Raw genomic sequence first — 12,247 nt, 5'->3', positions numbered from 1 at the left:
AGCACACCCATGCCCGCGAGCACCACCGACCAGCACCCCGCGCTCGCCGCGCTCGCCGATGAGCTCGACCGCACCCTCGCGCCGCTCGACGCCGCGTCGGCGCAGCGCTACCCGGGCGACGCGGGCACCCGCCAGCCGGTGCACACGGTCTACGTGCCGGCCGACCGGTACACCGAGCACACCACGGCCGAATGGGGCGCCGAGGCCCGGGCCGCGCTCGATGCGCACCGCCCGGTCCTGCGGACGGCGGCCGAGGAGCTCGAGCTCGATCCGCATCCACCCCTCCTGCTCGACCGCGTCCTGGCCAAGCTCCACCGCGAGCCCGTCGAGGACCTGCGCATCGACTTCGAGGACGGCTACGGCACCCGCCCCGACCGCGAGGAGGACGCGGCCGCGGTCGCCGCCGCACGCGCGCTCGCCGCGTCCACGGCGGCAGGCACGGCACCGCCGTTCAGCGGGATCCGGTTCAAGAGCCTGGAGGCGGCGACCCGGCGCCGCGGCCTGCGCACGCTGGACACGGTGCTCGGGACGCTGGTCGAGACGGGCGGGCTGCCGCCGGGCTTCGTCGTGACGCTGCCGAAGGTCAGCGCCGTCGAGCAGGTCGAGGCCATGGTGCGGGTCGCCGAGACGCTCGAGCGCGCACACGGGCTCGAGCCGGGGCGCCTGCGGTTCGAGATCCAGATCGAGACCCCGCAGGCCGTGCTCGGCAGTGACGGCACGGCACTCGTCGCCCGGATGATCCACGCGGCCGGGACGCGGTGCACCGGCCTGCACTACGGCACCTACGACTACTCCGCGTCGCTCGGCATCGCCGCGGAGCACCAGAGTATGGCCCACCCGGCGGCCGACCACGCGAAGGCCGTGATGCAGGTGGCTGCCGCCGGGACCGGCGTGCGGCTGTCCGACGGTTCCAGCAACGTCCTGCCGATCGGCGACCGCGACGCCGTCGAAGCGGCATGGCGACTGCACCTGCACCTGGTGCGCCGGTCGCTGGAGCGCGGCTTCTACCAGGGCTGGGACATGCACCCGGGCCAGCTGCCGACCCGCTACGCCGCCACCTACGGCTTCTTCCGCCGGTCCTTCCCGCAGGCCGCGGCGAGGTTGCGGGCCTATCGCGAGCGCACCGCCTCGGCGTTCCTGGACGAGCCGGCCACCGCCGCCGCCCTGGCCGGCCTGCTGCTGCGCGGCCTGGACTGCGGCGCGTTGGAGGCGGCGGAGGTCGTCGCCGCGTCCGGAGCCGACCAGCCCGCGCTGAAGGCGTTGACCCGCCGGTAGGTCGGTCCGTCGCGGGTACGCGCGACGGCGGAAAGTGCCGGGCCCCTTGACCGCACGAAAGTGAGCCCGCACACTCTCCCTACCGCTGCGAAAGTATACTTTCGCCATACGGAATCAGGAGACGCTCCGTGGCTCGGATCGACCAGCAGGCCCCACCCGAGCAGACGCTCACGCACACCCTGTCCTACGCCGTGAACTGCTCGATCCTGTTCACCGAGCTGCCACTGCTCGAACGGCCCTCCGCGGCCCGGGCCGCCGGCTTCGACGCCGTCGAGTTCTGGTGGCCGTTCGCCGACGCGGTACCCGGCGACCGCGACGTCGACGGGTTCGTCACCGCCGTCCGCGACGCCGGGGTCGCGCTGGTGGGCCTCAACTTCGCCGCCGGGGACATGCCGAGTGGGGACCGCGGGCTGGTCTCCTGGCCCGCCCGGTCCACGGAGTTCCGGGACAACGTCGCCGTGACGGTCGGGATCGGCGCGCAGCTGGGGACCCGGGCGTTCAACGCGCTCTACGGCAACCGGGTCGACGGCGCCGACCCCGCCGAGCAGGACGAGCTGGCCGTGCACAACCTCGCCGCAGCGGCCGCGGCGGCCGCGGAGATCGATGCCGTCGTCCTGCTCGAGCCGGTGAGCGGCGCGCCCCGCTACCCGCTGCTGCGGGCCGCCGACGCGATCGCCGTCGCCGACCGGGTCCACGAGGCGACCGGCGCGGGCAACGTCGCGCTGCTCGCCGACCTCTACCACCTGACCGTCAACGGCGACGACGTGGACGCCGTCATCGCGCGCCACGCCGACCGGATCGGCCACGTCCAGATCGCCGACCACCCGGGCCGGGGCGAGCCGGGCACCGGCGGGATCGACCTGGACCGCCACCTCGCCGCACTGCAGGACGCCGGGTACGACGGCTGGGTCGCCTGCGAGTACAAGCCCACCGCCACCTCGGCGGAGAGCTTCGACTGGCTACCCCGCGCCCGACGCACGAGGAGGACCGCATGACCACCGTCGCGTTTCTCGGCCTCGGCATCATGGGCCTGCCCATGGCCACCAACCTGGTCTCGGCCGGCTTCGACGTCGTCGGCCACAACCGCAGCAAGGGCAAGGCCGACGCGCTCGCCGAGCGCGGTGGGCGCGCCGCGGGCAGCGTCGCGGAGGCGGTGCGCGACGCCGACGTCGTCGTCACGATGCTGCCGGACTCCCCCGACGTCGAGCAGGTCCTCGCCGGCACGGACGGGGTGTTCGCGCACGCCGGGGCCGGCACCCTCGTGATCGACGCCAGCACCATCCGGCCGGACGTCAGCCGCGAGCTGGCCGCCGCGGGCGCCGAGCGCGGTCTCCGGGTTCTCGACGCCCCGGTGAGCGGCGGCGAGAAGGGAGCCGTCGACGGCACCTTGTCGATCATGGTGGGTGGTTCGCCGGAGGACGTCGAGGCGGCCCGTCCGGTGCTCGACGCGGTCGGCAAGACGGTGGTGCACGTCGGCCCGGCAGGCTCGGGCCAGACCGTGAAGGCGGCCAACCAGCTCATCGTCGCCGGCACCATCGAGCTGGTCGCCGAGGCGATCGTGTTCCTCGAGGCGCACGGCGTGGACACCGACGCCGCCGTCCGGGTGCTGGCCGGCGGACTGGCAGGCAACGCGATCCTGGAACGCAAGGCCGCCGGCATGCTCGCCAGGGACTTCACCCCCGGCTTCCGCCTCGCACTGCACCACAAGGACCTCGGCATCGCGACGGCAGCCGCCCGCGAGGCCGGGGTCGTGATCCCGCTGGGCGCCGCGGTGTCCCAGCTCGTCGCCGCCATGGTCGCCCGGGGCGACGGCGGCCTGGACCACTCCGGCCTGCTCGCGCTCGTCGAACAGCTCTCCGGCCGGGCCTGACCCCTCCCTCCCACTCTCGAGAGGCGATTCCGCCATGCCCAGAATGACCGCAGCACGCGCCGCCGTGGAGATCCTGAAGCTCGAAGGCGCCACGCACACCTTCGGGCTCCCGGGTGCCGCGATCAACCCCTTCTACGCCGCGATGCGGGCGAGCGGCGGCGTCGAGCACGTGCTCGCCCGCCACGTCGAGGGCGCCTCGCACATGGCCGAGGGCTACACCCGGGCCCGCGCAGGCAACATCGGCGTCTGCGTCGGCACGTCCGGCCCGGCCGGAACCGACATGGTCACCGGGCTGTACTCGGCCGCGGCCGACTCGATCCCGATCCTCGCCATCACCGGGCAGGCTCCGGTCGCCCGGCTGCACAAGGAGGACTTCCAGGCCGTCGACATCGCCGCCATCGCCGGTCCCCTGACGAAGATGGCCACCACCGTGCTGGAGCCCGCCCAGGTCCCGGGCGTGTTCCAGCAGGCCTTCCACCTGATGCGCTCGGGGCGGCCCGGCCCGGTGCTGATCGACCTACCCATCGACGTGCAGCTCGCCGAGATCGAGTTCGACCCCGAGACCTACACCCCGTTGCCGGTCTACAAGCCCGCCGCCAGCCGGGCGCAGATCGAGAAGGCGCTGGCCATGCTCGCCCGCGCCGAGCGCCCGTTGATCGTCGCGGGCGGCGGTGTGATCAACGCGGACGCCTCCGACCTGCTCGTCGAGCTCGCCGAACTGCTCGACGTGCCCGTGATCCCCACGCTGATGGGATGGGGTGCGATCCCGGACGACCACCGGCTGATGGCGGGCATGGCCGGGCTGCAGACCGCCCACCGCTACGGCAACGCCACCCTGCTCGAGGCCGACTTCGTGCTCGGCATCGGCAACCGCTGGGCCAACCGGCACACCGGCGGCCTGGACACCTACACCCGCGGCCGCACCTTCGTGCACGTCGACATCGAGCCCACGCAGATCGGACGCGTCTTCGCCCCGGACTTCGGCATCGTCTCCGACGCCCGCGCCGCGCTGGAGCTGTTCGTGCTCGTCGCCCGCGAGCAGCGGACCGCGGGAACGCTGCCCGACCGCGGGGCCTGGGTGGCCGGCTGCGTCGAACGCAAGCGGACGTTGCAGCGCCGCACCCACTTCGACGACGTGCCGATCAAGCCGCACCGCGTGTACGAGGAGATCAACCGCGCGTTCGGGCCGGACACCCGCTACGTCACGACCATCGGGTTGTCCCAGATCGCCGCGGCCCAGTTCCTGCACGTCTACCGGCCGAGGCACTGGATCAACGCCGGGCAGGCCGGGGCGCTGGGCTGGACCCTGCCGGCCGCGCTGGGCGTGTGCGCCGCGGAGCCCGACGCCCCCGTGGTCGCGCTCTCGGGCGACTACGACTTCCAGTTCATGATCGAGGAGCTCGCGGTCGGCGCGCAGTTCAACCTCCCCTACATCCACATCGTGGTGAACAACGCCTACCTCGGCCTGATCCGCCAGGCCCAGCGCGGCTTCGACATGGACTACTGCGTGCAGCTGTCGTTCGACAACATCAACGCGCCGGAGCTCGGGGGCTACGGGGTCGACCACGTCAAGGTCGCCGAGGGCCTCGGCTGCAAGGCGATCCGGGTGCACCAGCCCGACGACCTGGCCCCCGCGTTCGAGAAGGCCCGCACCCTCATGGCCGAGTTCCGGGTGCCGGTGGTCGTCGAGGTGATCCTGGAGCGCGTCACGAACATCTCGATGGGCACCGAGCTGGACAACGTCGTCGAGTTCGAGGAGCTGGCCGTCCGCGGCGAGCACGCCCCCACCGCGATCGCCCTCCTGGACTAGGGGTGCCTGCCATGTCCGAATCCCTGGATCTCGCCTTCCACGCCCCACGAGTGATCACCGCGGCCGGGGAGGTCGCCCGCTGCGTCGGTGTCCGGGACGGGCGCGTCGTCGCGATCGAACCGCTGGACGCCGCACTCGAGGCAACGCACGTCGTGCGCCTGGGCCCCGACGAGGTGCTGCTGCCCGGCCTCGTGGACTCGCACGTGCACGTCAACGACCCCGGCCGCACCGAGTGGGAGGGCTTCGCCACCGCGACCAGAGCGGCCGCGGCAGGCGGCGTCACCACGATCATCGACATGCCGCTGAACAGCATCCCGCCGACGGTCGACGTCGCGGCGCTGGAGGTGAAGCGCAAGACTGCGCAGGGCCAGTGCCACGTCGACGTCGGGTTCTGGGGCGGCGCGGTGCCGGGGAACCTCTCCGACCTGCGGGAGCTGCACGACGCCGGCGTCTTCGGGTTCAAGTGCTTCCTGCTGCACTCCGGCGTCGACGAGTTCCCGCACCTGGAGCCGGACGAGCTGGCCGACGCGCTGCGCGAGGTGCGCTCGTTCGGCGCGCTGATGATCGTGCACGCCGAGGACTCGCACGCGATCGACCGGGCGCCGCACGCGCACGGCGAGCGCTACACCGACTTCCTGTCGTCGCGGCCGCGCGGCGCGGAGAACCTGGCGATCGCCCAGGTGATCGAGCTCGCCCGGTGGACCGGGTGCCGGGTGCACATCCTGCACCTGTCCAGCTCCGACGCCCTGCCGATGATCGCCTCGGCCCGCCGGGACGGGGTGGCGCTGACCGTGGAGACGTGCCCGCACTACCTGTCGTTCAGCGCGGAGGAGATCCGCGACGGGGCCACCGAGTTCAAGTGCTGCCCGCCGATCCGGGAGGCCGCCAACCGCGAGCTGATCTGGGACGGGCTGCGCGAGGGCACCATCGACTGCGTCGTGTCCGACCACTCCCCGTGCACGCCGGAGCTCAAGCGCCTCGACACCGGGGACTTCGGCACGGCGTGGGGCGGCGTGGCGTCGCTGCAGCTGGGCCTGCCCGCGGTGTGGACGGAGGCCCGCAAGCGCGGGTTCGCCCTGACCGACGTGGTGGAGTGGATGGCGCGGCGCCCCGCCGAGCAGGCCGGGCTGATGCGCAAGGGCCAGATCGCGCTGGGCCACGACGCCGACGTGAGTGTGTTCGCCCCGGACGACGCCTTCGTCGTGGACGCCGCCGCCCTGCACCACCGCAACCCCGTCACGCCGTACGCGGGCCGGGCGCTGGCCGGTGTGGTGCGCCGCACCTGGCTGGGCGGGGTGGAGATCCACGGACCGGACGTCGACCAGGACATCGAGGGTGCGGCGCCGCGCGGGCGGCTGCTGCGGAGAGGTGCAGCATGAGCGAGGACCCGGACTTCCTGGCCCTGCCCGACCTGGCGTCCCGGACGCTGGGCGGCGGTGTGCCCTACGCCAACGACGAGCTGTTCGCCGAGCGCGAGAACCTGATCAAGACCGGGCCTGCCGTGTTCAGCACGGAGGACTTCGGGCACAAGGGCAAGATCTACGACGGGTGGGAGACCCGCAGGCGTCGCGAGCCCGGCCACGACCACGCCGTCGTCCGGCTCGGCGCGCCCGGCGTCGTGCGCGGCGTCGTGATCGACACCGCCTGGTTCCGGGGCAACTACCCGCCCTACGCCTCGGTGGAGGCCACCAGCGTCGAGGGCTACCCGTCGCCCGCCGAGCTGCAGGCCGCGCCGTGGCAGACCATCGTGGAGCGGTCCCCGCTGCAGGGTGACACCGCGAACCCGTTCGCCGTGACGGCGGGGCAGCGCTTCACCCACGTCCGGCTCTCGATCTACCCCGACGGCGGCGTGGCCCGGTTCCGGGTGCACGGCGAGGTCGTCCCGGACCCGCGGCTCCTGCCGGCGACGATCGACCTGGCCGCGGCGGAGAACGGCGGGCGGGTGGTCGACTGCTCGGACATGTTCTACTCCTCGCCGGTCAACCTGATCACGCCCGGCCGGGCCGCCACGATGGGCGAGGGCTGGGAGAACGCCCGCCGCCGCGACGACGGCAACGACTTCGTGACGTTCGCCCTGGCCGCGCCCGGGGTCATCGCCGTGGCCGAGCTCGACACCAGCCACTTCGTCGGCAACGCGCCGGGGTGGGCGGCGCTGCGCGGGATCGACGCCGCCAACTCCTCGCTCGACGACCAGGACGCGTGGTTCGAGCTGCTCCCGCGGACCAGGCTGCAGCCCGACACACCGCACCGGTTCCGGCTGACCGGTGACCGCGCGGTGACGCACGTCCGCATGGACGTGTTCCCCGACGGCGGGCTCGCCCGGGTCCGGCTGCACGGCTCACCCGCCCCCGGTCAGCGCGATGAGCTGGGACTGCGCTGGTTCAACGCGCTGCCCGAGACCCACGCCCGTGAGGTCGTCGCGGCGACCTCGGACGGTGCGCGCGCCGACGAGCTCGTCGCGTCCCGGCCGACCACCGACCCCGCGGACCTGCCGGAGTCGTTGCGTGGGGCGTTCGGGACATGACGGAGACGACCGCCGAGCGCCTGGAGGAGCTGAACCACTCCCCCGCCGACCACGCCGCCGCACAGCTCGCCGCCTGCAACGCGGCGACGCGCTGGGTGGGCGAGGTGCTCGCCGGGCGCCCGTACCCGGACGCCGCGGCGCTGCTGGCGGCGGCGGACCGGGCGGCCCGCAACCTGGGGTGGGCCGACGTCCGCCAGGCGCTCGACGCGCACCCGCGGATCGGGGACCAGGTCACGGGCGGCAGCGCCGAGGCGGCGTGGTCGCGGCGCGAGCAGGCGGGCGTCGGCGACTCCGCCGCGGCCACCCGCGACGCCCTGCGCGCCGGCAACCACGACTACGAGCAGCGGTTCGGGCACGTGTTCCTCATCCGCGCGGCGGGTCGCGGCGCCGACGAGATCCTCGCCGAGCTGCGCCGCCGGCTGGGCAACCAACCCGCCCGGGAACGCGCCGAGGTGACCGAGCAGCTCGCCCAGATCACCCGGCTCCGCCTCGAGAGGCTGCTCGCGTCATGACCCTGTCCACGCACGTGCTCGACGCGAGCGCCGGTCGCCCGGCCGCGAACGTGCCCCTGACCCTGCACCGCAGGGCGGGCGGGTCATGGGAACAGATCGGCCGGGACGCCACCGACGACGACGGCCGGTGCACCACCCTCGCCCCCGACGGGCTCCACGAGGCCGTCTACCGGCTCGTCTTCGACACCGCCACCTACTTCTCCGCCTCGGGGCAGACCGGCTTCCACCCCGAGGTGTCGGTGGTCTTCCACATCACCGATCCGGATCGCCACCACCACGTCCCGCTGCTGCTCTCCCCGTTCGCCTACTCCACTTATCTCGGGAGCTGACCCATGGCAACGACGCTCGGTCATCACAAGCTCGGCCACAACCAGTACGGCAAGGCGGAGACCCGCGTGGTGCGGGTGTTCCGGGATTCCGACGTGCACGAGCTCGTCGACTACAACGTCAGCGTCGCGCTGTCCGGCGACTTCGCCGACACCCACCTGACCGGCGACAACAGCCTGGTGCTCACCACCGACGCCGTGAAGAACACGGTCAACGCCTACGCCAAGGAGGCAGGCGAGGCCGTGCGCGACCCCGAGTCGTTCGGCATCGCGCTGGCTCGGCACTTCGTCGACGACATCCCCCAGGTCGACCGGGCCAGCGTGCTGCTGGAGGCCTACCCGTGGGACCGGCTCCACCACGCGGGCACGCCGCACCCGCACGCGTTCTCCCGGCGCGGCGCCTACACCCGCACCGCCACCGTCACCGCCGAGACCGACCGGGTGTGGGTGGTCTCCGGCATCGCCGACCTCGTGGTGCTCAAGACGACCGACTCGGAGTTCCACTCCTTCTACGAGGACGCCTACACCACCTTGGCGCCCACCACCGACCGGATCATGGCCACCCAGGTGACCGCGCAGTGGCACCACACCGACGCCGGCCCGGGCGCGGGCTGGGGAGCCTCCTTCGAGGAGGTCCACCGGGTCCTGACCGACACGTTCGCCGGGCACCACAGCCTCGCGCTGCAGCAGACCCTCTATGCGATCGGCGAGGCCGTCCTCGACGCGCAGCCCGGGATCGGCGAGATCCGGTTCTCGCTGCCGAACAAGCACCACTTCCTGGTCGACCTTGCCCCCTTCGGGCTGAAGAACCCCGGCGAGGTCTTCCACGCCGCCGACCGCCCCTACGGCCTCATCGAGGCCACCGTCCGGCGCGACGGCACCCCCGACCCGGGTCCGGCGTTCGACCCGGGCCTGGGCTGGTGACGGAGGGTTGGCGATGATCAGGATCTCCAGGTCGAGGAAGGCCGCCACCGGCGACCGCCACCCCGTCGACCGCCACCCCGTCGACGAGGTGCTGCCGGCCGGACCGCTGTTCGTCTACGGCCTCCAGCACGTCATGAGCATGTACGCCGGCGTCATCGCCGTTCCGCTGATCGTCGGAGGGGCGCTGGGGCTGCCGTTCGCGGAGCTGGCCTACCTGCTCACGGCGGCGCTGCTGGTGTCGGGGCTCGCGACGCTCCTGCAGACCCTCGGCGTGTGGCGCATCGGATCCCGCCTGCCGATCGTGCAGGGCACGTCCTTCGCCGCCGTCGCCTCCATGCTCGCCATCGGGACGGGCGCAGGCGGCGGCAACGCCGGCCTGACCGCCATCTTCGGCGCGGTGCTGGTCGCCGGCGTCATCGGGTTCCTGCTCGCGCCGTTGTTCAACCGGCTCCTGCACTTCTTCCCACCGGTCGTGACCGGCTCGGTCATCACCGTCATCGGGGTCTCGCTGCTGCCGGTCGCCGTCAAGTGGGCGGGCGGCGGGGCCGGCGCCCCCGACTTCGGCGCCCCGGCGCACATCGGCCTCGCCGGGCTGACGCTCCTGATCATCCTGCTGATCTACCGCTTCCTGCCGGGGTTCTTCGGCCGGATCGCGATCCTGGCCGGCCTCGCGCTCGGCACCCTGGCCGCCTGGCCGATGGGGATGACCGACTTCAGCGAGGTCGGGCAGGCGGCGTGGTTCGCCGTCTCCACGCCGTTCCACTTCGGGGTACCGACCTTCGGCGTCGCCGCCATCATCTCGATGACCCTCGTGATGCTGGTGATCATGACCGAGACGACGGCGGACATCCTCGCCATCGGGGAGGTGGTCGGCAGGCCGGCCGACGGCCGCACGGTCGTCGGCGGCCTGCGCGCGGACTGCCTGGCCACCGCCGTGTCCGGCGGCCTGCTCAACGCCTTCCCGTGCAGCGCGTTCGCCCAGAACGTGGGGCTGGTCGCCATCACCGGTGTCAAGAGCCGGTTCGTGGTGGCCTGCAGCGGCGCCATCCTGGTGGCGCTCGGGCTGGTGCCGAAGTTCGGCGCGGTGATCGCCTCGGTCCCGCTCGGGGTGCTGGGGGGCGCCGGGCTCGCCCTCTTCGCCACCGTGGCCGCGAGCGGCATCCGGGCGCTGAGCAGGGTGGACTACGAGGGCAACGCCAACCTCGTCATCGTCGCGGTGTCGATCGGCATGGGGGTGGTCCCGATCGCCGTGCCCGGCTTCTACCACGAGTTCCCGGCCTGGTTCCAAACCATCTTCGACTCGGGCATCAGCGCCGCCGCCGTCACCGCGGTCCTGCTGAACATCCTGTTCAACGTGGTCGGCCGGACGGCCACCGAGGGGCCGGTCTTCGCCGAGGCGCCGCCACCCGGCGTGACGCCGAGCCACGACGTGCCGGGCGGTGTCGACGCCGAGGAACGGCATCCGACGCCGCGGAAGAACTCGCACTGACCGAACGATCCCCCTCCACGAGAGGTCGTCGCGCTGCGATGAACATCGACCCGGAAACCGACACCGCCCCGATCAGTGCCCGGCTCTACAACGCGGATCTCGCGCCGACGAAGCGGGCCGGCCGCCGGTGGAGCGCCTACAACATCTTCACCCTGTGGGCCAACGACGTGCACAGCCTGGGCAACTACGCCTTCGCGATCGGCCTGTTCGCGCTGGGCCTGGGGGCATGGCAGATCCTCCTGTCGTTCCTGCTGGGGGCCGTGCTGCTGTTCCTGCTGTTGAGCCTGTCCGGCTTCATGGGTGAGAAGCTCGGTGTCCCGTTCCCCGTGATGAGCCGCATCGCCTTCGGCATCCACGGCGCGCAGATCGCCGGGGTGCTGCGCGGCGGCGTGGCCATCGTCTGGTTCGGCATCCAGACCTACCTCGCCAGCATCGTGCTCCGCGTCCTGCTCATCGCCGTGGCGCCGGGCCTGGCGTCCTGGGACGAGAACTCCGTCCTCGGCCTCTCCACCCTCGGGTGGATCACCTTCTGCGGCCTGTGGGTGCTGCAGGTCGTCATCGTCAGCTACGGCATGGAGATGATCCGCAGGTACGAGGCCTTCGCCGGCCCGGTCATCCTGCTGACGATGCTCGTCATCGCCGTGTGGCTCGTCGTCGAGGCGGGCGGCTCCATCGCGTTCTCCACGGCGGAGAGCCTCACCGGTACCGAGATGTGGTGGCAGATCATCGTGGGCGCCGCACTGTGGATCGCCATCTACGGCACCTTCGTGCTCAACTTCTGCGACTTCACCCGCGGCGCGACGTCACGGGCCGCCATCACCAAGGGCAACTTCTACGGGATCCCGCTGAACATGATCTTCTTCGGCATCATCGTGGTCATACTCGCCGGAGCCCAGTACAAGATCGACGGGGAGATCATCGACAGCCCGGCCGACATCGTCTCGACGATCCCCAACACGCTGCTGCTGGCACTCGCCTGCCTGGCGCTGATCATCCTGACGGTCGCCGTGAACCTCATGGCGAACTTCGTCGCCCCGATCTACATGTTCACGAACCTGTTCCCCCGCGTACTCGACTTCCGCCGCGCGGCGCTGGTCAGCGCGATCCTCGGCCTCGTCATCCTGCCCTGGAACCTCTACGACTCGCCGACGGTCATCGTCTACTTCCTCGGCGGGCTGGGCGCCATCCTGGGGCCGCTCTTCGGCGTGATCATGACCGACTACTGGCTCATCCGAAGGGGCCGGGTCAACGTTCCCGACCTGTTCACCGAGGACCCGAACGGCGAGTACTACTACCGCCGCGGGGTCAACAGACGGGCCATCGCCGCGTTCGTGCCGTCGGCGGCGATCACCGTCGTCATCGCCGTCCTGCCCGCCACGTCCTCGATCTCCGGGGTCTCGTGGTTCATCGGGGCCGTCCTCGGCGCGGCTGCCTACTGGCTGGTCGCGTCGAAGCGGGTGCAGGCCGGCCTGGACCGGGACGGTGAGTCGATCGCCGTGCCCAGCGTCCACTGATCG

The 12,247-nt window shown here is 72.2% G+C and carries 11 protein-coding genes; all 11 read left to right on the top strand.

Features of this window, described 5'->3' with window-relative positions:
* The first annotated feature begins 9 nt into the window (after nucleotides 1–9).
* Nucleotides 10–1,275 carry a DUF6986 family protein gene (locus tag FB558_RS41170; RefSeq protein ID WP_142064726.1) on the top strand — a complete coding sequence of 422 codons (1,266 nt, stop codon included), beginning with the start codon at nucleotides 10–12 and terminating at the stop codon, nucleotides 1,273–1,275.
* A gap of 137 nt (nucleotides 1,276–1,412) precedes the next feature.
* Nucleotides 1,413–2,270: a hydroxypyruvate isomerase family protein gene (locus FB558_RS41165; protein ID WP_142065104.1), complete on the top strand. Its 858-nt coding sequence runs from the start codon at nucleotides 1,413–1,415 to the stop codon at nucleotides 2,268–2,270.
* Nucleotides 2,267–3,145, top strand: a complete 879-nt coding sequence (locus tag FB558_RS41160) for a 2-hydroxy-3-oxopropionate reductase (protein ID WP_142064723.1) — start codon at nucleotides 2,267–2,269, stop codon at nucleotides 3,143–3,145. Before FB558_RS41165 ends, FB558_RS41160 begins: the two co-directional genes overlap by 4 nt.
* A 34-nt stretch (nucleotides 3,146–3,179) precedes the next feature.
* The gene (gene gcl / locus FB558_RS41155) at nucleotides 3,180–4,955 is read left to right on the top strand and encodes a glyoxylate carboligase (protein WP_142064720.1); all 1,776 of its coding nucleotides are present in this window, start codon (nucleotides 3,180–3,182) and stop codon (nucleotides 4,953–4,955) included.
* Between the two features lie 23 nt (nucleotides 4,956–4,978).
* The gene (allB, locus tag FB558_RS41150) at nucleotides 4,979–6,334 is read left to right on the top strand and encodes an allantoinase AllB (protein ID WP_142065101.1); all 1,356 of its coding nucleotides are present in this window, start codon (nucleotides 4,979–4,981) and stop codon (nucleotides 6,332–6,334) included.
* Nucleotides 6,331–7,479 carry an allantoicase gene (gene alc, locus FB558_RS41145; RefSeq protein ID WP_142064717.1) on the top strand — a complete coding sequence of 383 codons (1,149 nt, stop codon included), beginning with the start codon at nucleotides 6,331–6,333 and terminating at the stop codon, nucleotides 7,477–7,479. Before allB ends, alc begins: the two co-directional genes overlap by 4 nt.
* Nucleotides 7,476–7,991: a 2-oxo-4-hydroxy-4-carboxy-5-ureidoimidazoline decarboxylase gene (gene uraD, locus FB558_RS41140; RefSeq protein ID WP_142064714.1), complete on the top strand. Its 516-nt coding sequence runs from the start codon at nucleotides 7,476–7,478 to the stop codon at nucleotides 7,989–7,991. The genes alc and uraD overlap by 4 nt, the downstream gene beginning before the upstream one ends.
* Nucleotides 7,988–8,320 carry a hydroxyisourate hydrolase gene (uraH, locus tag FB558_RS41135; RefSeq protein ID WP_142064711.1) on the top strand — a complete coding sequence of 111 codons (333 nt, stop codon included), beginning with the start codon at nucleotides 7,988–7,990 and terminating at the stop codon, nucleotides 8,318–8,320. Before uraD ends, uraH begins: the two co-directional genes overlap by 4 nt.
* Before the next feature lie 3 nt (nucleotides 8,321–8,323).
* Nucleotides 8,324–9,241 carry a factor-independent urate hydroxylase gene (gene pucL, locus FB558_RS41130; protein ID WP_142064708.1) on the top strand — a complete coding sequence of 306 codons (918 nt, stop codon included), beginning with the start codon at nucleotides 8,324–8,326 and terminating at the stop codon, nucleotides 9,239–9,241.
* 13 nt (nucleotides 9,242–9,254) lie between these two features.
* Entirely contained in the window at nucleotides 9,255–10,730 is a 1,476-nt protein-coding gene (locus tag FB558_RS41125; RefSeq protein WP_142064705.1) for a nucleobase:cation symporter-2 family protein, read from the top strand.
* A gap of 38 nt (nucleotides 10,731–10,768) precedes the next feature.
* Nucleotides 10,769–12,244 (top strand): NCS1 family nucleobase:cation symporter-1, encoded by a 1,476-nt coding sequence (locus tag FB558_RS41120; protein ID WP_142064702.1) that lies wholly within the window; start codon nucleotides 10,769–10,771, stop codon nucleotides 12,242–12,244.
* The last annotated feature ends 3 nt before the right edge of the window (nucleotides 12,245–12,247 follow it).

Source organism: Pseudonocardia kunmingensis, assembly GCF_006716445.1.
In the GTDB taxonomy this organism is placed as follows: domain Bacteria; phylum Actinomycetota; class Actinomycetes; order Mycobacteriales; family Pseudonocardiaceae; genus Pseudonocardia; species Pseudonocardia kunmingensis.
Note: the sequence above shows the minus strand (reverse complement) of the source record. Positions and strands in the feature narration are given on the sequence as shown.